This is a genomic window from Pedobacter chitinilyticus (genome assembly GCF_003313385.1).
GTDB classification, from domain to species: Bacteria; Bacteroidota; Bacteroidia; order Sphingobacteriales; family Sphingobacteriaceae; genus Pedobacter; species Pedobacter chitinilyticus.
On record NZ_QMHN01000003.1, the window covers coordinates 316,850 to 339,652 of the forward strand.

The window sequence follows — 22,803 nt, forward strand, 5'->3', positions numbered from 1 at the left end:
CCAGATGAAAAATCTATTTACAGCGTTATTATTTAGCTTTTTAGTTTATAACGCTAATGCTCAACAAAGTGGTATTCCTTTGATTCCACAACCCTCACAATTAACATTGGGCAATTCTTCCTTAAAAATCAGCGGACAAACCACTATTGCGCTACCCAAGGACAAAGCACATCAGACTTTGGTCAATCATTTTCGTGAGCAACTTGCTGCCGTTTTAAACACCAACATCAAAACCATTGTTGCTCCACTAAGCAAAAACAGCATTTCGTTTGTGATCAAAAAAGACTTCCCGAAAGACGCTTACCAACTTGATGTCAGCAAAAAAAATGTGGTGATTAGTGCCTCAGAACCTGCTGGCTGGTTTTATGGATGGCAAACCTTCATGCAAATGCTCCGATTAAAACTAGAAGAAGGGAAAGCAATTTCTTTGACCGAGTTAAGCATTAAAGATGAACCCAAGTTTGGCTGGAGAGGTTTAATGATTGATGTGAGCAGGCATTTTTTCAGCAAGGAAGTATTAAAGAGATATATCGACCAAATGGCGAAATACAAGTTTAATGTACTTCACCTTCACCTTACCGATAACCAAGGGTGGCGATTGGAAATTAAGCAATTACCCAAGTTAACAAGTGTAGGTGCTTGGCGAGTTCCCAGAACAGGTTATTGGAGCGGAATGCCCGCCCCAGCACCAGAGGAAAAAGCGACCTATGGTGGCTATTATTCTCAAGAAGACATTAAAGATTTGGTGGTCTATGCTAAACAGCGCTTTGTAGACATCGTCCCAGAAATAGATCTGCCTGGCCATAGCTTGGCTTTTGTAGCTTCCTATCCCGAAATCTCCTGCACCAAGACACCACAACAAGTACTTGCTGGCGACCCTTGGAATGCCAAAAGAACTAACGTAGTATGTGTAGGTAACGATTCTACCTACACCAAAATTGATCAGATTATTACCGAAATAGCAGAAATTTTCCCTTCTAAATACATTCATATTGGTGGCGACGAAGTAACTAGAAACTATTGGAGCAACTGCCCTGTTTGCCAAAACCGTATTACCAAAGAAGGCCTAAAAAATGTCGATGAATTGCAAAGCTATTTCGTGAATAGAGTCGCCAAAATGGTGATCGCAAAGGGAAAAATTCCCATTGGCTGGTATGAAACTTTAGAAAAGGGATTAGACAGCAACATTGTACAAATGAGCTGGAAAGATGAGAAAGGGGCGGTTAAATCTTCCAAAGAAGGAAAAAAAGTAATTTTAACGCCTGCATTCTTAACCTATTTGGATTTCTATCAAGGCGATCCATATTTAGAAAATGCTCCTTTTACGGTAAATAGACTTAGCAATAGTTATAAATTTAATCCCCTGCCTGCAGGCATTAATGTTAAAAATGTATTGGGTGGGCAAGGAAGTTTATGGACCGAACAAGTTCCAAATGAGCGTAAGTTACAGTTTATGACTTGGCCTAGAGGATTCACCTTATCCGAAAACTTATGGTCAACGGCACCAAAATTAAGCTGGCCCGATTTCTTTAATCGAATTGAAGCACATTTACCATTGTTGACCGTAGACAGCACCAATTATAGCAGCTATTTTTATGATGCAATCATTAGTGCCAAAAAAGGGCAAAACGATGAAGTACTCCTAAATATTGACACAGAAATTCCTGGATTAGCCGTTTATTATTCCTTTGATGATACAGATCCGGATCAATTTTACCCAAAATATAATGGACAGGCACTTGCCATTCCAAAAGGGGCAAAAAACATTAGAGTAGTCAGCTACAAGGATGCGGTACAAAAAAGTAGAATTGTACGTCTACCAATTTCAGAATTGAAGAAAAGGGCAAAGCTTTAAACTAGCCCAAGCAGGCGGTTTCTCACTAGCAAACAAGCACCGATAACCCCTGCTTTTTCTCCCAATTTAGACATTTTCAACTGCGTATCGTTATTCACCAAGCTAAGGGAGTACTTATTCAATGCACTTTTAATTGGCAAACGAATGTATTCTCCTGTGGCGGCCAAGCTTCCGCCCAAAATCACCATTTCAGGATTGAAAATGTTAATCAACACGGCAATACCTTTACCTAGCTTTTCACCTACTTCAGCTACCAACTCAATAGCCAATACATCATCGTTAATGGCTGCATCAATAATATCGTTTAATTTGATTTCGTCTACTGGCATTCCCGATAAAACAGAAGTAGAACCTTCCGCCAGCTTTTCTTTAAATTTCCTTACCAAGGCCCATCCAGAAACTTCGGTTTCTAAACAACCTTTTTTACCGCAGCTACAAAGAATTTCATTGTTAAAGAAAGGGATGTGTCCAAACTCGCCCGCAAAACCTGATTTACCGTAATAAAGCTGACTATTGATCATGATCCCGATACCCATCCCATAATCCATGTTTAGGAAAAGCACATTCTCTTCTTCATGTACCGCTCCCGCAGAAAACTCTCCAAAAGCCATCGCCCTCGAGTCGTTTTCTAAAAAGATCCTAAGGCCAATATTTCTTTCGATGACCTTGCTTAATGGCTCTTCATTGAAATGGAAAAAACTATAACTGTAGCCTGTAGAATAGTTAATCCTACCCGATAAATTGAGGCCAGCACCTAATATTTTTTCTCTTTTTACAGGCGCTTCTTTTACAAAATTATTAATAAGCTCACACAGTTGATTTAAAGATTCTTCGCTATTGTTTAAACTATAAGGGATGTTCTCCTTAATGTGCACCAAATTCTTTTGCAAATCGGTTAGCCCGATGTTAATATGTGACTTTTTAACATCCACTCCCAAAAAGTAACCAGATTCCATCACTAGGCCATAGATATTTGGTTTTCTACCTCCTCGCGATTGTAGTTTTCCAAAATCCTTCACTAATCCTTCAGCAATTAAATCGTTCAAAACATTGTTGATTTTGGGAGTACTCAAACCAAGCTCTCCACACAAATCAGCAATGGTAGAATTGCCATTTTTACTGAAATACGCCACTATTGCCTTCTTGATGGTTACATTTTTATAGGCAACACCTGAAATGTTCTCATCACTGAGTTCGTTAAAGAAAGTCATTTTTATTAATAAATTTTAAAAATCAAAATTAGAATAATATCTCACTAAACCTAACAAATAGACTGTTTTTATTAGAATTCTCATCATCTTGAAATTAAAAAATTAAAAAAATAATGTTACACTTATTAATTTTTTTAAAAAAGTATTTATATTTAACCCTTCAACCAGCAAAGGCCTACATGAACAGACTAACCTCAATTGCAACCGCATTGGCATTAACTGCTTCGATATGTGCGTGCAGTAAATCTAATTCTGGAGATTATCACCCAAAACAGGAGATAGTTCCTGTAGACTCTACAGCATTAACTGTTTTGCCTGCGGATTGGAAAAAGGCAGTACATTTAATGAAGGACTTCCCTACGGGTATTCAGGTCTATCTTAACAAAAAAGCTATTAACAGCAAAACCACTTTATTATATGCCGTGGTTTTTGATCCAAAACTGATTGAATTAAAGCCTATCGTTTCTGCCACCAACAAAAAGGTGAGTGATTTTTACCAAGAGGAGATTGGGAAAAAATTTGCATGTATCAATGGCGGCTTTTTTGGCACTAATACTTCTTACAGCCTAAGTATATTTAATGGTGTCGTAAGCGCCATCAACATTAAATCGTTGACCAGACCTTATAACAGTGTCAATGCAACCTATTATCCTACTCGTGCCGCTTTTGGTTTAACCGCCAATAATACAGCAGAAGTGGTCTGGGTTTATCATGTAGGTGCAGGAAACGGTACAGTTTACAGCTATCCAACGCCATCTCCAAATCTGCTTAACACCGCACCCCAAAGTGTACCTAATGCAAACTTCCCAGCTGGCGGAAGTATTTGGAATGTAAATAGTGCCATTGGTGGTTCTCCAATGCTCATCAAAAACGGAAACATTAACATTACCGACGAAGAAGAACTCATTGTGATCGACAACAATTCGTCCAGAGCCAGATCTGCCATAGGCTACACCGCCAATAACAAAGTCATTCTGCTTGCGGCAGAAGGAAATAATACGAGTGGAGCAGCAGGACTAACCCTCGCAGAGGTCGCTCAAGCCATGAAAGAAATGGGTTGTGTTGGCGCCGTTAATTTAGATGGTGGTGGCTCAACAGCACTTTACGTTAACGGCGTACATACCGTAAAACCCTCTGACGCAGCAGGCGAAAGACCAGTAGTTACGGCACTCATCCTTAAAAGCAAATAACCAAGTATGAATATAAAATTTACCAAATTCTTTGTTTTCGGTCTTTTGCTAAGCTGTTATTCGGCTTTTGCACAAGTAAACCATCAAACAGATGTGTTAATTATTGGAGGCGGTGCCAGCGGCACAACGGCTGCCATCCAATCGGCCCGCATGGGGGTGAAAGTATTAGTGGTGGAGGAAACCGAATGGCTAGGAGGCATGCTCACTTCGGCTGGCGTTTCGGCTATTGATGGTAACCATAATATGCCATCGGGCTTGTGGGGCGAGTTTAGACAACACCTTTATGATTATTACGGTGGTCCTAAGGAAGTAGAAACAGGATGGGTAAGCAACACCCTTTTCGAGCCTTCTTTTGGCAATATCACGCTAAAAAAGATGGCCCAAAACGAAAATTTAAGCATTTGGTATAAAAGCAGTTTAAGCAACATCTCCAAAAACGGCAAACTTTGGCTAGCCGAAATCAACAATAAAGGCAAAAAACAAACTGTAGAAGCAAAAGTGGTAATTGACGCCACAGAACTGGGCGACGTAATGGCCAAATTGAAAATTCCTTATCGTGTTGGAATGGACAGTCGCTATGATACAGGAGAAAGTTTTGCTCCAGAGAAAGCCAACAACATTATCCAAGATTTAACCTACGTGGTGATTTTGAAAGATTTTGGACCTAATGCCAATAAGACCATCAAAAAACCTGAAGGCTACGACCCAAAGGAGTTTGATTGCTGCTGCGATGTTCAAGATCCTGCTTCGCATGACAACACCCCAAAAATTGATTGCAGCCAAATGATTACCTACGGCAAATTGCCCAACGGCAAATACATGATCAATTGGCCTAAATGCGGTAACGATATCTATTTAAACATTATTGAAATGAACGATGCAGAGCGCAAAGAGGCTTTGAAAAAAGCTAAACTACATAGCTTGCGTTTCATCTATCATTTACAAACCAAATTAGGTTTTAAAAATTTAGGCATTGCCGATGATGAGTTTCCAACTGCTGATCGTTTGCCAATGATTGCTTATCACAGGGAATCTCGTCGTTTAAACGGTCAGGTAACTTTAGCCTTAAATGATGTGACTTCGCCCTACACTCAAAAAACAGCATTATATAGAACGGGTGTTGCCGTTGGCGATTATACCATCGATCATCACCACCTTAAAAATCCAGATGCGCCACAAATTGATTTTGTGAAAATTAAAGTTCCTTCATACAACATTCCTCTGGGCGCTTTGGTTCCCAAAACAGGAGAAGGCTTAATTGTGGCTGAGAAAAGCATCAGCGTAACCAATATTGTAGCTGGGGCTAGCCGCTTACAACCTGTGGTGCTAGGTATTGGTCAGGCCGCTGGAGCATTGGCTGCCACAGCAGTACTTAGCAACACCGATCCTGCAAACATAAACATTAGAGCCGTTCAAAATGCCTTGTTAGAAAGCAAAGCTTATTTAATGCCTTTCATTGATGTAAAACCGAATGATCCTTCTTTCAAAGTCATCCAAAAGATTGGGGCAACAGGCATTTTAAAAGGGACAGGACTTTCTTACAAATGGGCCAACCAAACGTGGTTTTATCCTGAGCTTCCAGTAAGCGAGTGGGATTTGGTTAACGGCCTAAAAGCTTTCTATCCGCCTTTTGAGGAAATACATCCTTCGGGAAATTTAAGCACTGCCGATTACTTGACAAAAGTGGTGAAAGCCATCAGCAAAAAAGAAGTAAAAACGGATCAAATCCTTGCCTATTTAAAACAACAAAACTTTAATGGCCTAACTGCCGAGAGTACATTAACCAGAAGAATGGTTAGCCACGTGCTAGACCAGTTTCTAAATCCTTTTAACATGGAAATAGATTTCACTGGAAAAACAAAACAAGCAACTAACAACCTAACAAATTAATAATTAACCATGAAGAAACGATTTTCAGTAAGAAAAGAAGGCTTTCTCGCCCTATTAGCAATACTGCTATTCACTTTCACTAGTTCCGTAATGGCCCAAACAAAGGTAAGCGGAACAGTAAATGATGATCAGGGAGAAATTCTTACGGGGGTAAGTGTTTTGGTAAAAGGCACCAAAATAAGCACCACCACCAACCAAGATGGTAAATTCCAAATTACCCTGCCTGCTGGCTCAACCACTTTAGTATTTAGCTATTTGGGCTACGAAACTAAAGAGGCCCTTGCCACAGGAGGAGACCTTAAAATTAGCCTTAAATCAAGCGTATCTACGCTTAACGATGTAGTGGTGATTGGCTATGGTACTTCTTCCAAAAAAGATTTGACAGGATCAGTGGGTACGGTTAATATTTCGGACTTACAAAAAGCGCCCGTAAAATCATTTGACGAAGCTTTGGCAGGTCGTGTCGCTGGTGTACAGGTAACTTCAAGTGAAGGACAACCAGGTTCGGCCATCAACATTACCATTCGTGGTAATAACTCCGTAACGCAAAATAACTATCCGTTGGTGGTTATTGACGGGATTATCTTCGAAGATCCAAACAATCTTTCTGTTAACCCTTTGAATACGATTGATCCAAATGATATTGAATCGATCACCATTTTAAAAGATGCTTCATCAACGGCCATTTATGGTGCCAGAGGTTCCAATGGCGTAGTAATGGTTACCACTAAAAGAGGTAAAGAAGGTACGCCAACCATTAGTTATAATGGCTACTACGGACTTCAAGAAAACAGAAAAAGGGTAGAAACACTTTCTCCATACGAGTTTGTAAAACTTCAAAATGAGATTGACCCAGTAAGAACTAAAAACTTATACTTCGTTAACAACATGACCCTAGAAAACTATAGAGGTTTGAAGGGCATTAATTGGGAAGATGAAGTTACCCGCGTTGCCCCTATGCAAAACCATTATTTAAACTTAATGGGCGGAAATAAAAAGACAAAATACAGTGCGTCACTTTCCTATACTGGACAAGACGGTATTTTATTAAACTCTGGCTTCAATCGCTTACAAGGCAAATTTGCATTGGACCAGGAAGTTTCAGATCGACTAAAAGTAGGGTTGACGGCTACCTATTCGGGGGTTAAGAATTATGGTAGCCCCACCTCTACTGGTAATTTTAGCAACGAGATCAACTTGTTGTTTAGCGTTTGGGCTTTTAGGCCTTTAGCGGTAAACCCAGCCACCAATTTATTGGATTTGGCAAATGACCCAGAGGTAGAGCAAGCTAGCAATTTTACTTTTAACCCAATTCTTACGGTAAGAAATGAGCTAAGAGAGAATTCTGGTGATAACTTAGCAGCCAATGGATACATTGAGTATCAAATTACCAAAGACCTGAAATTTAAAACCGTAGCCAGCTTAAATAAAGGCGCAAGAGTTTACGATGTTTTCAATGGTTCGATGTCTAGAAGTGGTATTGCTGGAAATTATTTGGTGAATGGTAGCAAAACGTACCTTAACTCAAATACTTGGCAAAGCTACAGCACGCTTAGCTATGCAAAAAGATTAAACAAGAACAATTACCTTGATGTAATGGGTGGTTTTACGCTGGAAGAAAGTAACAACACTTCTTTTGGAGCTGCTGCTGTATTACTTCCTAACGAAAGTTTAGGATTAAGTGGCTTAGATGAAGGGAATCCGTTAAACATTACCTCATTAACTTCAAAATCTAGGATGTCCAGCTTTATTGGTAGGGCTAACTATAAATTGTATGATCGTTACTTGTTCACCGCTACTTTCAGGGCAGATGGTTCTTCTCGTTTCTTGAACAGCAACAGATGGGGCTTCTTCCATTCTGGAGCTTTCGCTTGGCAGATCAACAACGAAGAGTTCATGAAAAACATCAGGGCAATTTCAAGCGCCAAACTACGTGTTTCTTATGGTACTACCGGAAATAATGGCGTAGGCAATTTTGCGGCTCATCCGGCATTAAGTTTTGCTAACCCAGATGGCACTTATACGGTAAACAATTTCCCTAGCTACACCTTTGGCGGAGCAGACAATAAAGGTTTGGTATACTCGTCATTAGGTAATGAAGACTTAAGATGGGAAGTAACCAAACAAACGGATATGGGTTTAGATTTGGGCTTCCTCAAACAACGTTTAACGTTAGAAGTTGATCTTTATAGAAAGGTTACCAAAAGGTTATTGCTTAATGCGCCAATGTCACCAAGTACTGGCTACAATAGAGTATTCAAAAACATTGGAAAAGTACAGAACCAAGGTTTAGAGATTACCATTGGTGGCACACCAATTCAAACTAAAGATTTTACTTGGACCAGTTCATTCAACATTGCCTTTAACCGTAACAAAGTCCTTGGTTTAACCGATAACCAATTGTACATGCTTACCGCACAAGGCTGGGGTGATGACTGGAAAAACATTCCAGGATATATTGCTAAAATCAACGAACCTATTGCTCAATTTTATGGTTTAATTTATGCTGGAACCTATAAATACGAAGATTTCGATTTATTGGGTGGTAATTATACCTTAAAAGATAACGTTCCTTCAAATGGTGGTGCAAGGGCCAATGTTAAACCAGGCGATGTAAAATATATAGACCTTGATGGAGATGGACAAATTACAGAAGCGGATAAAACTGTTATTGGAAATCCTAATCCAGTTCACATTGGTGGTTTTTCTAACAACTTTAGCTACAAAGGATTTGATTTAGGTATCTTCTTCCAATGGTCTTATGGTAATGATATCATCAACGCCAACCGTATCATGTTTGAATCCTCTTACAAATATGGCTACAACCAATATGCCACTTACGCCGACAGATGGTCTCCAGAAAACCCAACTTCCGACATCCCAGGTGTTGCAGCAGGAAGAGGTTCTTCATTGAAAGCTTACTCTACACGCATCATCGAGGATGGTTCTTTCTTAAGATTAAAAACTGTTTCATTGGGTTATACGCTACCTTCTGGATGGTTACAAAAATCAAAAGTATTTAAAACAGGCAGGGTATACGTAGCTGCTCAAAACTTGTACACTTGGACCAAGTATTCTGGTTACGATCCAGAGGTATCGGTTAGAAACAGTGCGCTAACTCCAGGTTTCGACTACTCGGCTTATCCTAGAGCCAGAACCATCACTTTTGGTGTTAACACAACTTTTTAATCATTCCTAATAGATAAAAATGATGAAACGTATTTTAATTCTACTATTTGTATCGGTACTCTCTCTAAGTTCTTGCGAAAAGTTCTTAGCCATTGCCCCTACCGATTCTTTGGCTCCAGCCAACTACTATAATACTGAAGCCGACATCAATGCTGCCTTAACTGGTGTATATGATGTATTGGGTAAAAACGCCACTTACGGAAGATCTTTCTACTTCGAAATGGACGTAGCTGATGACGCATTTATTGCGCTATCTTCTTGGACACAGGATATTGGCCTGTATAACTATAATCCTTCAGACACCAAGCTAACAGACGCTTGGACCACTTTGTACAACGGGATTAATAGAGCAAACATGCTTTTAGAAAATATTGATAAAGCAAAAATGGATGCAACTAAGAAAAACGCAGCCAAAGGGGAAGCTTTATTTTTAAGAGCCTACTATTATTTTGTTTTAACCACCAATTGGGGAAATGTGCCTTTGCGTCTTGCGTCAACTAAAACACCTGATGACGTAAATTTTGCCAACACTCCTGCCAAAACTATTTACGAGCAAATTGTAAAAGATATGGAGACCGCAGCTGATATGGTCAATCCAATATCTAATTACACTTACAGTAGCCGTGTAACCAAATCTGTGGTTTGGGGCATGTTAGCTCGTGTAAATCTTAAAATGGCTGGTGCTCCATTGTTGGATGCTACTCGTTACAGCGAGGTAGTGAAATGGGCAGAGAAAGTAAAAACTGCCGGCCACAGCTTAAATCCAAGCTATTCACAAGTTTTCATTAACATGTGCCAAGACAAATACGACACCAAAGAAGTGCTTTGGGAAGTAGAGTTTAACAAGAAAAATGGCACACAGGAAGAAGAAGGTGCACTAGGTTCAATCAATGGTATTGGCGCAAACGCCTCTCTTGGCTATAGCTACGGTGCAAAACATACCACCGAAAAGTATTACAATAGCTTTACTGATGGTGATTTACGTCGTGATTGGAACATTAGCCCTTATTACTACGCCGCTGACAACTCTCGCGTAGGTTATGGCCCAACACAAATCTATAACCGTTACGATGCTAAATGGAGACGTGAGTATGAAACCGCAACACCTAAATTTAACGGAACAACGAGCATTAACTTCCCATTATTAAGATATTCTGATGTATTGTTGATGTTGGCCGAAGCAGAAAATGAACTAAATGGTCCAACGACCAAGGCTTTTGATGCCATTAATGAAGTGCGTCGTCGTGCTTTTGGCAAAACATTAACGAATGCAGAGATGGTAAAATCTGTCGCAGTAACTGCTGGTGGTGCCAACTATACCGTAGCGCCAACCGTAACCATTAGCGGAGGCGGAGGAACTGGCGCTAAAGCAACCGCTACCGTAGCCTCTGGAAAAGTAACAGCAGTATATGTAACAGACATGGGAACAGGCTATACAAGTGCACCAACCATCACCTTCACTGGAGGATATGCTACAGGAGCAACCGTTGCTAGTGGAGCAGCAGCTACAGCGACCTTAACCAACACACAAACGGCAAATCACGATTTAAGCCTTACGACTACAGCAACGAAAGAAGATTTCCGTACTGCAGTAAGAAACGAAAGATCGTGGGAACTGGGTTATGAGGGTTTAAGAAGATTTGACCTGATCCGTTGGGGTGTTTTCTATGAAACCATGAGAGCCCTCGCTAATGAAATTGCAACGACTGCACCTGCGGCTTACACTTATGCAGCAAAATCAGCGCAAAACGTTTCAGAGAAAGATGTATTGTTCGCCATTCCAGCGAACGAGCTTAGCTTAAACAAATTAATTATTCCAAATAAAGGCTGGTAATAATAATTAACTAAAAAATATTGTCATGAATAAATTAAAATATATCCTTGGCTTGCTTTTAATTCCGGCTGTATATGCTTGTAAAAAAGATACGCCTGATGCACCAACCTTTAATGTGGTGACCAGCAAGGCAGAATACAACTTAGCCGATTCGGTAGAATTTCAAATGTCGGGTTATGCAGATGTTATTGGCTTTTACTCTGGTGAAGCTGGAAAAGAATATCGTTACAGAAACCGTTTGGAATCAGATCAAGGAAAAATGCACTTGAACATCCAAACCCAAGTTTTGTATGGTACGCAGGCCAATAACTTAAGCCTATTATACTCTACTGATTTTGACAACATCTACTCCGTAGACGGAATTAGTAAAGCAACGTGGAAAGACATTACCAATCGTTTTACGCTTTCAACGGCGGCAGCTGGTGCTGTTGGAACGGCTGTTACTTCGGCCGACGTAGACCTTTCTGATTTGCCCATTTCTGGAAAGCCGATTTTTTTCGCATTCAAATGGGTAGGACAAGCAAGTACTACTGCTGCTCTTGGAGGAAGAACCTGGAGAGTTCCTGCGTTTAACCTTACCAACAAAACCGCAAGCGGAACATCAACCATTGCCACCGTTACCTCTGCTTCGTGGCTTGCTATTGATGTAAAAAACACTGCTAACAAATGGACCATCCAATCTACCACGCCATTTTTATACTTCGCACCAAACAGTACCCTTACTGAATCGGAAGATTGGGCGGTGTCTAAAGCCTTGTTTCCAAATAAGGTTAGCCCTGATGTTAGTGTGAACATAAAAGCTTACACGGATAGAATGAAGAACTACAAATATAAGTTCAGCAAGGCAGGCGTATACACCGTAACTTTTATTGCCAAAAACGGATTAAACGGCAACGTTAAAGAAGTGGTGAAAGAATTGACCGTTACCATTAAATAACCGTTTGAAGCTACACCATGCATATCTTTAAAAGATGAACAAACGCTTAAACAGTCTCGATGCTTTTAGAGGGCTTGCCATACTTTGTATGGTGCTCTCTAGTAGCATTGCTTTTGGAGAATTGATGCCCGCTTGGATGTTCCATGCGCAAACCCCTCCACCAACACACGTATTCAACCCAAACCTACCTGGTATCACTTGGGTTGATTTGGTATTTCCTTTCTTCTTGTTTTCTATGGGTGCCGCCATTCCGTTAGCTTTGCATAAAAAAGCAGAGGAACTGCCTTTCCATAAAATATTTACCCAGCTTTTTACCAGACTGGTGCTATTGGCCTTTTTTGCCATTTTCACCTTTCATGCACGAGCTTGGGTGATGGAGAAAAACCCAAGCAGTATTACCCAACTCATTTCCATTGCGGCATTCGCTTGTCTATTTCTTATTTATGGAAATTGGTCGGCTTTTGTGAAGCACAAATTTGCCTTGGCTTTAAAGATAGCAGGTATTCTTTTGGCGGTTTCATTTTTAGCATTTTATTCCTTTGCCTACGGCGATTTTAGTTTAGCCAAAAGCGACATCATTATTATTGTATTGGCCAACATGGCTTTCTTTGGTGGATTGATTTGGTATTTTACCCGTAAACAACCCATTTGGCGCATTGCCATTCTTCCTTTTGTAATGGCTGTATTTTTAGCCTCAAAAGAAGATAACAGCATTAACCAATTGATTTTTGAAAGTACACCCGCCAATTGGTTGTACAAATTCTACTACCTCAAATATCTGTTTATCATCATTCCAGGCACCTTTGCTGGAGAATGGTTCATTAAAGAATCTAAAAACGAGAAAGCAGAAACCGCTTCAAAAAAATCACTACTTCTTGTTGCGGTGATTGCCTGTATTTTGGTTTTCGTAAATTTATGGGGACTATTTACAAGATCGTTGGAATTGAATTTGTTGCTCAACCTCATTGGCTGTGCCTGCCTATTGTTATTGGCAAAACAGGTAAAGCAAAGTCCTTTAATTAACAACATGATCTCTGCAGGTGTTTATCTTTTATTATTGGGCTTATTTTTTGAAGCTTACGAAGGCGGGATCAAAAAAGATTTTTCTACCTACAGTTACTACTTTGTTTGCTCGGGTTTATCATTCCTTACCTTATTGGCCTTTAGCTTGGTTGAAAAACTGGGTTATTTAAAAGGCCTGACCAACTTTTTGGCCAACAATGGTAAAAACCCAATGATAGCGTATACTGCAGGCAACCTCCTGTTAATCCCATTACTTAAATTAACTACGTTATCCAACTATTTAGATGCCATGAATACCGGCCCTTTTGTTGGTACTGCTCGAGGCCTCATCTTCACGGGTATTGTAGCATTAATTACGGTATTATTTACCCGCATTAAATTTTTCTGGAAAACCTAAACAAACTATACACACACAGTGGATCAAAAACAAACTAAAAACCTCAATCCTGTCTCTTGGATACCCAGCACATGGTTTGCCATGGGATTACCCAACTTGGTCCTGGGCGGCACTTTACTATCGCTCCTGTACAAAAACATGGGTTTTTCCGATACGCAAATTACGGTCTATACAGGCATCATTATTTTGCCCTGGAGTTTTAAACCGCTATGGGGACCTTTTATGGAGCTGTACAAAACCAAAAAGTTTTACATCTACGGCTCCCAAATTCTTTGTGGTTTATTATTTGCCGTTGCTGCAGGCTTACTGTTTCTCAGCAATTTCTTTGCGGCTTCGGTGGTAGTTTTTTTACTGATCGCTTTTTTAGGCGCCACTCAAGACATTGCTGCCGATGGTTTATATCTACAATCACTAAGCAATAAACAACAGGCGCAATACGTAGGCTGGCAAGGTACCTTTTACAACTTCGCCAAATTGTTCTCCAACGGAGGCATGGTGTTTTTGGTAGGCGTACTGATTCCTCTTTATGGCAACACCAAAGCATGGGCAGTTATTTTACTGGTTTATGCCGTAGTTATGTTTTTGCTCGGCCTGTATAACAAGAAATTTTTGCCTCAAACACAAACGCAAGTTCAGGTACAAACTACTGCACAAGTTTGGCAAACCTTAAGCGATGTCATCACCAGCTTTTTCAGGAAGAAACACATTTGGTTCGGTATTTTATTTATCGTTTTATACCGATTTGCCGAGGGGCAGGCTATTAAAATAATGCCATTATTCTTTAAAGCAACCAAAGCTGTTGGCGGCTTAGAACTTAGCGAAGCTACCCTAGGAATGCTTACGGGAATTTATGGTACTATCGCTTTTGTTTTGGGCTCCTTAGCGGCGGGATATTTTGTGTCAAACAAAGGCTTAACCCGAAAAACATTATTAATGCTATGCGCCTTTTTTAACCTGCCATTTATCACTTATGCTTATTTAGCATTCACACAAACCTCTAACCTATTCATCATAGGGAGCGCTGTGGCTATCGAGCATTTTGGTTATGGCTTCGGCTTTATCGGCATTATCCTTTTCATTATGCAGCAAATTGCTCCTGGTAAATACCAAATGGCACATTATGCTTTCGGCAGTGCCATTACCTATTTCGGTTACACATTGGCCAGCATGATCAGTGGTTACATCAGCGATTATTTGGGCTATAAACACTTTTTCGTTTGGGTGCTTATTGCCACCATTCCAGCTTTTATCGCTACTTGGATTGTCCCATTAAAGAAATCCGAAGAACAACCCGACAACAATAACGGAGGAGACCTGATCAAAGAATAACATGAAAAAATTGATTTATACATTTTGCTTAGTCGTTGCTGCTCATTTTGTAAATGCGCAAGAAACCGTTGCGGTAGATAGTGGCTATTTAAACAGCCACTATACGCAACGATTAGATTTTTTTAGAAAAATGCCCAACCGCAAAGGCGAAATTGCTTTTGTGGGGAACAGCATTACCGAAGGTGGAAAATGGCAGGAGCTCCTTCAAAAAAAGAACATCATTAACCGTGGTATTAGCGGCGATGTGACCTACGGTATATTGGGCCGTTTAGATGAAGTACTCGAATCGAAGCCTGCAAAAGTATTCTTGTTAAGCGGTGTAAACGACATGAAACGTGGTACACCAAACGGGGTCATCCTTAACAACTTTAAGCGAATGATCATGATGGTAAAAACACAATCGCCAAAAACCATTCTTTACATGCAAAGCGTTTTGCCGGTTAACGAAGCCATGTTGCCTGAAATTTATGCACAAGTAAAAAACAGTAAAATCAACGATTTAAATCAAAAACTGGAGGCCCTTTGTAAGGAAATGGGAGTGAACTACATTAACCTACACCCAGCATTGTCTGATGAAAAAGGAAGCCTTAAAAAAGAATTAAGCATTGATGGCTTGCATTTACGTCAAACATCTTATGTGTTGTGGGCCAATGAATTAAAAAGACTAAAGGTAATCTAATCATGAAACAAATAAGCCTAATCATCATGGGCCTCGCCCTTTTTAATATTAGCCAAGCGCAAACCGTAAAAATAGATAGCAGCTATGCCAACTGGTATTACCAGCAGCGCATGGAATATTTCAGTAAAACACCCATTCCAAAAAACGCCATTATCTTTTTGGGAAACAGCATTACCGAAAGAGCCGAATGGCAGGAACTACTTGCCGACAGCAAATACCCAGTGATTAACAGAGGCATTGGCGGCGATAACTCCTTTGGCATCTTGGCCAGAATGGATGAAATTGTTAATGCAAAACCAAAAGCCATTTATTTAATGGACGGGATTAACGATCAGTTCAGGAAATTACCGCATGAGGTGAGCGTCAACAACTACCGTCGCATCATCAGAAAAATCAAGCAACAATCGCCAAAAACGAAGATTTATATTGAAAGTGCTTTGCCCATTAACGAAGAAATGACCAAGGAAGCTTACACTAAAGGTCGCAACGTTTTGGTACCAGCACTCAATCAAAAAATAAAAGCCATGGCACAAGAAGAAGGCGTAACCTATATCGATATCTGCCCTTTATTTCAAGATGAAAACGGTGTATTAAAGAAAGAATTTACCATGGACGGCGTGCACCTAAAAGCAAGTGCATACATCGACTGGGTAAATTTTTTAAAGGATAAGAAATATTTATAAGCCACCTGTTTGGCTTTTAAACAGCATTAGCAATAAAAAACGAAGAGTAGCATAAATGAAAATAACGGGAACTTTTATTGATGAGATTTCTCACGATATCCCACATCAAAACTGGGGACGAGAAGAATGGGCCAAGGATTTTGCCCACATGAAAGCGATGGGAATTGACACAGTCATCCTCATTAGAAGCGGATACAGAAGGTTTATCACTTATCCATCGGTATACCTCCAAAATAAATTCGGTTGTTATGAACCGCCAATAGACTTGGTTGAACTTTATCTGCAACTGGCAGATGAGCATGACATGAAGTTTTATTTCGGCTTATACGATAGTGGACATTATTGGGATACAGGCAACCTACAGCATGAAATTGATGCCAATAGATATGTGATTGACGAAGTTTGGACCAAATATGGTCACTACAAAAGCTTTGGTGGCTGGTATTTGAGCATGGAAATCAGTCGTCGTACCAAAGGAGCAACCGATGCTTTCAATACCTTGGGCCTACAGTGCAAAGGGGTTAGCAATGGCTTACCAACTTTCATTTCACCTTGGATTGACGGCAAAAAAGCAGTAATGGCTGCCGAAGCAACTTTAACCAAGGAAAATGCGGTTTCGCTAAAAGAACACGAAGACGAGTGGTCGGAAATATTCTCGGGACTAAAAGGCTCTATTGATGCCGTAGCTTTCCAAGATGGGCACGTTGATTACCATGAACTGCAAGATTTCTTTGAGGTGAATAAAAAAATGGCCGATCAATTTGGGCTTCAGTGCTGGACCAACGCCGAAAGTTTTGATCGTGATATGCCCATCAAGTTTTTACCCATCAAGTTTGAAAAGTTGCGTCTAAAATTGGAAGCCGCTCGCAAAGCTGGCTACGATAAAGCCATCACCTTCGAATTTTCTCATTTCATGAGCCCACAGTCGGCCTACATCCAAGCACATCATCTTTATAACAGATACCAAGAATACGCAAAGAACTTATAACATGAACAAGTACATAGATATATACAAGAACGAGTTGCTAAACGAGATTGTTCCTTTTTGGAGCAAAAACTCTTTAGACAAAGATGCAGGGGGATATTTTACCTGTTTAGATGCCAAGGGGAATATTTACGATACCGATAAGTTTGCTTGGTTGCAAGGCCGTCAAATTTGGACTTACGCCATGCTGTTTGACAAAGTGGAAGCTAAACAGGAATGGAAAGACATTTCTGAACTGGGCGCTTCGTTTATGAGAAAACACGGGAGAGATGAAAATGGGGATTGGTATTTTTCTTTCACCAAAAGAGGCAAACCACTCGTACAACCTTACAATATTTTTTCTGATTGCTTTGCCGCTTTGGGCTTTGGCGCCTTGTGTAAAATCAACAACAGCAATGAAGACGCTGACATTGCGCTAAGTACCTTCAACCGTATTTTAGAAAGAAGAAATAACCCAAAAGGAAAATACACTAAAGGTTTTCCTGGTACCAGAGATTTGAAAAACTTCTCGCTGCCCATGATTCTTTGCAACCTTTCTCTTGAATTAGAACACCTATTAGATAAATCAACCATTGATAGTTTAATTGACGAGGTATTACACGAAGTGATGTCGGTATTTTATCAACCACAATCAGGATTGATCTTAGAAAATGTTCACCATGACGGCAGCTTCTCTGACTCGTTTGAAGGCAGAGTGGTAAATCCTGGGCACATTATTGAAGCGATGTGGTTTATCATGGATTTGGCCGTTAGAAAAAACGATACTGAACTGGTTAACAAAGCGCTTGAAATTGCTTTTACAGCGCTAGAGTTTGGTTGGGATAATCAATACGAAGGTATTTTGTACTTTAAAGACATTAAAGGCCATCCAGTACAGCAATTGGAGTGGGATCAAAAACTTTGGTGGGTACACGTAGAGGCTTTGGTAACCATGGCTAAAGGTTATGCCATTACACAGAACGAAAAATGTGCCGTATGGTTCGAAAAATTGCACGACTACACTTGGAAAAACTTTAGGGATGCTGAAAATGGTGGCGAATGGTATGGCTACCTTAACCGCAGAGGCGAAGTTTCGATACCAGCAAAAGGAGGTAAATGGAAAGGCTGTTTCCATATTCCTAGGGCGCTTTACCAAGTTTACAATACTTTAGAGCAAGTGGCTGAGCCTGCTAAAATCTAATTGATAAAAAAGACGTCTCTTAAATGTTCCAAACCTCGTAAGTTTTAGAAAACTACGAGGTTTTTTATGAACGATCCTTGGCATTGAAGACTTACGAAGTTTTTAAAACTTCGTAAGTCTAGCGCTCCATTAAACCCTCCCTGCCTTTCAGGTATCTCTCCCTAAAAGAGGGAGAATCGTGCTTATGAATGTCGGTGAGAATTGGAATGCTTCCTTTAGAAATTAGCCCCGACAGCAATGAAAAGCCCGCAGGTTGAGGAACGAAACCGAGGACTTGTAATGGATGGCGGGACTACTGGTAGTGATGTGCAGTGGTTTTGCGCTTCAAAAAAAGATTCAACCCTCAACGCATAAAAAAAGGAACTAATTAGCCCCTTTTTTCATTTTGTGTTACCTCTTATCTTATTGTCAATGAATTATATCTTACTGTGGCTTTAACGTTGGAAGAACCTCCTCTTCCAATAGTTCCTGTGTATTCCTTTGTTGAACTATAACCACGATCATCATCATCTGCACCTACCCTTTTGGCATTAACATTTTCTCCTGCTTTAAAGCTAGCATGCTGAGTATCTACATTTAAGCTGCCACCAAAGTTTGGCGCAAAACCTAGCGTTACAGTGACGTACTCCGTATCAAGATTAATTGTTTTACTGCTCGCTTCTATCTTTTCAATGTTCATTCTACCGCCATACTGAGACTTCGCTGTAAAAATACCTGTTAATCTGCCTACCCTTACCGCAGTATATTGCGAAGTAAGACTCAAATTACCAACCTGCTCAATAGATAGGCCGCTACCATACTGAACTCTGATCCCTGCTTCACCCCTAACCGTACCTATTTTCACTGAAGCATATTGTGCATCTAAATCTAAATTACCCACTGATTCAATAGAAAGGCCGCTGCCGTATTGTTGTCTGATGTTTGCATTTCTCTTGATATCGCCAATACGAACGGTAGCATATTGAGCATTAAGGTTGATATCTCCGATAGATGCAATGGTTAAACCACTACCATATTGCTGCTTAATGGTGGCCTTGTTCACATCTTTCAAATCTACGCTGGTGTATTGGGCCGAGATAAAGTTGTTCACATTGCTTAAATCGCCAGTAATCAGCTTTCCATATTGTACTTTAAGTGCTGTTGGACCAGAAAAGTCTGGCATTTCCAAGTTACCATACTGTTGTGAAGCACTAAGCGCAATGTTTGAAGGCAAGTAAACCGTCATAAAGATTTTTACTTCCCTGCGCCACCTCTTGCCATTTCTGCTACCATTGCCCCAACTGCCGTTCCTGTCTTCCATTTGGGTTTTAAAAACCGCCTCATCACCATTTTTAGAAGAAGTGATAGACACGTTGTCGATAAGCTTTTGCGCTTCGTCTTCAGAGTTTGCAAAGGCCCTAATGTCGGCATCAACTTTCACCTCGTTTTTGTCCCAGGTCTTTATAATAAGGCTTCCATAAATGTTAGCAACGTTTACCTTATCGCCACGACCAATGCCATAGCTCTTTGAAAAAGATTTAGTTCTTTGCGGGTCATCATACTGCCCTTGTTGGTAATTATTCCAACTTTCGGTTGTTTCCGTTACCTTTCCATCTTTTGTGGTCTTATGGCGACTGGTCACCGAAGATCTAGAAACAGATGTTGAGGAACTTTGACTATACTCCGCTGCTGGAGCAGCAGGAGTTGGGGGCGTAGGCGGCACGGCCACCTGCGCATTTGCTTGTAGTACCGACCAAACCAAGGCCGAGATACTAAATATGATATTTTTCATTTTCTTTAAAACTTGTTTTTGGCAGAGCAAAACTGTTTTAAATACATTATAACCGACGTCGAAAGAAATAAAGTATTAAATCGTTTTCTCCTCTTTTTTATATTGATTGACTTGATTGATAATGTATAACTGTTGGCTGATCATCTGCAATTGTATTTCCAGATTTTTCATCATGGCCTTGCCAACTAAGGCTTTGTTTGGGCTTGTTTGCAGTTGATTTTTCAATTCCTGATAATCTTTATCCAACTTGCCTATATCGGCAATAAACTGTTTGTAAAGTTCTGGATCCGTATTCGCTAAAACCTGTAAACTATCCCTCTTTTCTTCAATTAGGCTAGTAAATCTTACTTCTTTTTTACCTAGTCCTGGGTTAATATCTGCTACTAAAATCTCGGTAGTTGATTTTTTATATTGGTAGCCAAAATACATGCCTACCGTAAGCACTAGCATTGCTGCAATGCTCATCCATTGGTAAAGACCAAATGTTTTTTTCTTAGGTTGTTTTTTGTCCAACTCTGCGGCAATTTTACCCCAAAGTTCATCTGAAGGGCCTTTTACCTCAAATTGTTTTTTGTTATCTCTTACAAACCCCTCTAATTTATTGTTCATCTTGCTACTCCTTTCGTTACTAATAAACTATTCAACTTTCTTTTTGCCCGCATGTATTGGGTGCGAGACGTATTTTCTGTTATTTTCAAAATATGTGCAATCTCTTCGTGGTCATAGCCTTCAAACAAGTATAAGCTCAACACCACTCTATAACCATCAGGTAATTCGGCCATTGCACTTCTTATAGCTTCTACCTTTAATTGTGTTTCTTCAAAATCTGTCTCCTGTTCATCGGCTACTTCCACTTCATCTACGCTCACTGTTTCTAGTTTACGTTTGCGCAGATAGTTGATAGACCGATTGATCACGATTTGTTTTAACCATAGACCAAAAGTTGTTTCTTGTCTAAAGTCGGCGATGCGATTAAAGGCATCCAAAAAAGCCTCTTGTAGCACATCTTCCGCCTCAGCATCGTCATTAACAATCCTAAGGGCCACGTTGTACATAGCCGCAGCATACAACTTGTATATTTCAAATTGTGCTTTCCTGCTGCCTGTTCGGCATTCGGCGACTAAATCAGCGTGCTTGTCTATGTAAACAGTTTCCAAATTCTAAAGCGTTCTGATCAAAAGACAACGTGAAATTCAAAACGTTGCATCATGCTACAAAAATATTTTTTTGTTTCCTGTTTTTAATTAGAAAAGCAAGAAAATCGTACTATTTAAATGAGCCCCGCTATACATTCCAAGTCCTCGCCTAGCTCGCATCGCTAACGCTCTCGCTCGCTAGGCTGTGGGCTTTCCATTGCTATCGGGTTTATTTCACCAAAAACAGTGGTATTAGCTCCAGTGTTAACTATCCAGTCTTAGCGTTTCTCTTCTTTTTCTTTGCGGTTAAATCTTTAACACAAAGGATTTATCATGTTACGCGAAGAACGCAAAGCCATCATCGACAAAAAAAGGGTAAATTAAAATAATCCTATCTTTGGCACCATGGCACGCATCATGGCTTTTGATTATGGCACCAAGCGTATCGGCATTGCCGTTACCGATCCCTTGCAGATTATTGCAACTGGTCTCGACACCATCCACCCTAAAGACATTGTAGATTTTATTAAAAAATATCTATTGACAGAACAGGTGGAAGCTTTCGTACTTGGCGATCCCAAGCAAATGGATGGCTCCCCTTCCGATAATGCTCAGCATGTAAAAGGTTTTTCAACCATTTTAAAAAAGAACTTTCCTGGCGTTCCGCAACACTTCGTCGATGAACGCTTTACCTCTAAAATGGCACATGCCACCATTATGCAAAGTGGTTTAAAAAAGAGCGACAGAAGAGACAAGGAAAGAGTCGATACCATTTCGGCAACCATAATTCTGCAATATTATATGGAACAAAACCGTTTATAAGCACAATGATCAGCGAAGAACTACAACAGCTTTTGCTCAAATACTGCGAGCCCGAAGACCAATTGTTACAGCATATTGATAGGGAAACCAACCTTAAAGTATTAATGCCCCGCATGCTTAGTGGTCACTATCAAGGTCGCGTATTGAGCATGCTTAGTAAAATGATTTCTCCTAAAAGGATTTTAGAGATAGGCACCTTTACTGGATATGCCACTTTATGTTTGGCCGAAGGCTTAACCCAAGATGGCATCATTTATACCTTGGATATTAATGAAGAATTAGAAGACATGGTGAGGGAAAATTTCGCCAAATCTCCTTTAAATTCTAAAATAGAATATATCCTTGGTGATGCACAACAAAGTGTGGCCCAACTTAACGAAACCTTTGATTTGGTTTTTATTGACGCCGACAAAAAAAACAATGGCACCTACTATGACTTGGTTTTTGATCGCGTAAGAAGCGGCGGTTTAATTGTTGTGGACAATGTGCTTTGGAGTGGCAAAATTGTGAACAATGCACAAGATAAAGATACCAAGAACATCAGTTCTTTTAACGATAAAATAAATGAAGACCAACGGGTAGAAAAGCTGATTTTACCCGTGAGAGATGGCTTGTTTGTCATCAGAAAAAAATAAATCAGTTGGCAATTGTCAGTTGAAATTTAGCGCAAGCTAATATTTACAATAAAACAA

Annotated in this window: 18 protein-coding genes; 14 read left to right on the forward strand and 4 right to left on the reverse strand. The window is 40.1% G+C overall.

The annotated features are described in order from the left end of the window. Positions 1-4: 4 nt before the first annotated feature. On the forward strand, positions 5-1,855 hold the full coding sequence (locus DUT70_RS11620) for a family 20 glycosylhydrolase (RefSeq protein WP_113647499.1): 1,851 nt from the start codon (positions 5-7) through the stop codon (positions 1,853-1,855). Here DUT70_RS11620 and DUT70_RS11625 read toward each other — a convergent pair. Further along, the gene (locus tag DUT70_RS11625) at positions 1,852-3,066 is read right to left on the reverse strand and encodes an ROK family transcriptional regulator (protein ID WP_113647500.1); all 1,215 of its coding nucleotides are present in this window, start codon (positions 3,064-3,066) and stop codon (positions 1,852-1,854) included. The two genes, DUT70_RS11620 and DUT70_RS11625, sit on opposite strands and share 4 nt — an antisense overlap. 113 nt (positions 3,067-3,179) lie before the next feature. Here DUT70_RS11625 and DUT70_RS11630 point away from each other — a divergent pair, with 113 nt between their 5' ends. The 11 genes from DUT70_RS11630 to DUT70_RS11680 are packed head-to-tail and all read left to right on the forward strand — an operon-like array spanning position 3,180 to position 18,382. Continuing rightward, positions 3,180-4,256, forward strand: coding sequence for a phosphodiester glycosidase family protein (locus DUT70_RS11630; protein ID WP_113647501.1), 1,077 nt, complete (start codon positions 3,180-3,182; stop codon positions 4,254-4,256). A 6-nt stretch (positions 4,257-4,262) separates the two neighbouring features. Then, the gene (locus tag DUT70_RS11635; protein WP_113647502.1) at positions 4,263-6,146 is read left to right on the forward strand and encodes an FAD-dependent oxidoreductase; all 1,884 of its coding nucleotides are present in this window, start codon (positions 4,263-4,265) and stop codon (positions 6,144-6,146) included. 9 nt (positions 6,147-6,155) lie between these two features. Beyond that, positions 6,156-9,335 (forward strand): SusC/RagA family TonB-linked outer membrane protein, encoded by a 3,180-nt coding sequence (locus DUT70_RS11640; protein ID WP_113647503.1) that lies wholly within the window; start codon positions 6,156-6,158, stop codon positions 9,333-9,335. Positions 9,336-9,354: 19 nt separating this feature from the next. Continuing rightward, positions 9,355-11,169, forward strand: coding sequence for a RagB/SusD family nutrient uptake outer membrane protein (locus tag DUT70_RS11645; RefSeq protein WP_240432089.1), 1,815 nt, complete (start codon positions 9,355-9,357; stop codon positions 11,167-11,169). A gap of 25 nt (positions 11,170-11,194) precedes the next feature. After that, positions 11,195-12,106, forward strand: a complete 912-nt coding sequence (locus DUT70_RS11650) for a DUF5017 domain-containing protein (protein ID WP_113647505.1) — start codon at positions 11,195-11,197, stop codon at positions 12,104-12,106. A 34-nt stretch (positions 12,107-12,140) separates the two neighbouring features. Beyond that, positions 12,141-13,526, forward strand: a complete 1,386-nt coding sequence (locus tag DUT70_RS11655; protein ID WP_113647506.1) for a DUF5009 domain-containing protein — start codon at positions 12,141-12,143, stop codon at positions 13,524-13,526. Between the two features lie 18 nt (positions 13,527-13,544). Then, positions 13,545-14,855 (forward strand): MFS transporter, encoded by a 1,311-nt coding sequence (locus DUT70_RS11660; RefSeq protein ID WP_240432090.1) that lies wholly within the window; start codon positions 13,545-13,547, stop codon positions 14,853-14,855. A 1-nt stretch (position 14,856) separates the two neighbouring features. Next, on the forward strand, positions 14,857-15,534 hold the full coding sequence (locus tag DUT70_RS11665) for a GDSL-type esterase/lipase family protein (protein ID WP_113647508.1): 678 nt from the start codon (positions 14,857-14,859) through the stop codon (positions 15,532-15,534). A 2-nt stretch (positions 15,535-15,536) separates the two neighbouring features. Beyond that, positions 15,537-16,217 (forward strand): GDSL-type esterase/lipase family protein, encoded by a 681-nt coding sequence (locus DUT70_RS11670; protein ID WP_240432091.1) that lies wholly within the window; start codon positions 15,537-15,539, stop codon positions 16,215-16,217. A 55-nt stretch (positions 16,218-16,272) separates the two neighbouring features. Further along, positions 16,273-17,205 (forward strand): DUF4434 domain-containing protein, encoded by a 933-nt coding sequence (locus DUT70_RS11675; protein ID WP_113647509.1) that lies wholly within the window; start codon positions 16,273-16,275, stop codon positions 17,203-17,205. A gap of 1 nt (position 17,206) precedes the next feature. Further along, complete coding sequence (locus DUT70_RS11680) at positions 17,207-18,382, forward strand: AGE family epimerase/isomerase (protein WP_113647510.1); 1,176 nt, start codon at positions 17,207-17,209, stop codon at positions 18,380-18,382. Between the two features lie 397 nt (positions 18,383-18,779). Here the strand turns inward: DUT70_RS11680 and DUT70_RS11685 are convergent, their stop codons facing one another. The 3 genes from DUT70_RS11685 to DUT70_RS11695 all read right to left on the reverse strand — a co-directional run bounded on the left by DUT70_RS11685 (position 18,780) and on the right by DUT70_RS11695 (position 21,310). Further along, the gene (locus DUT70_RS11685; RefSeq protein ID WP_113647511.1) at positions 18,780-20,153 is read right to left on the reverse strand and encodes a hypothetical protein; all 1,374 of its coding nucleotides are present in this window, start codon (positions 20,151-20,153) and stop codon (positions 18,780-18,782) included. Positions 20,154-20,228: 75 nt separating this feature from the next. Then, positions 20,229-20,762, reverse strand: a complete 534-nt coding sequence (locus DUT70_RS11690; protein WP_113647512.1) for a hypothetical protein — start codon at positions 20,760-20,762, stop codon at positions 20,229-20,231. Further along, positions 20,759-21,310: an RNA polymerase sigma factor gene (locus tag DUT70_RS11695; protein WP_113647513.1), complete on the reverse strand. Its 552-nt coding sequence runs from the start codon at positions 21,308-21,310 to the stop codon at positions 20,759-20,761. Before DUT70_RS11695 ends, DUT70_RS11690 begins: the two co-directional genes overlap by 4 nt. Positions 21,311-21,694: 384 nt before the next feature. On the opposite strand from DUT70_RS11695, the gene ruvX reads away from it, so the two are divergent. Continuing rightward, positions 21,695-22,111 (forward strand): Holliday junction resolvase RuvX, encoded by a 417-nt coding sequence (ruvX, locus tag DUT70_RS11700; RefSeq protein ID WP_113647514.1) that lies wholly within the window; start codon positions 21,695-21,697, stop codon positions 22,109-22,111. Between the two features lie 5 nt (positions 22,112-22,116). Beyond that, a complete protein-coding gene (locus DUT70_RS11705; RefSeq protein WP_113647515.1) occupies positions 22,117-22,746 on the forward strand; it encodes an O-methyltransferase in 630 nt (209 codons plus the stop codon). Positions 22,747-22,803 lie beyond the last annotated feature (57 nt).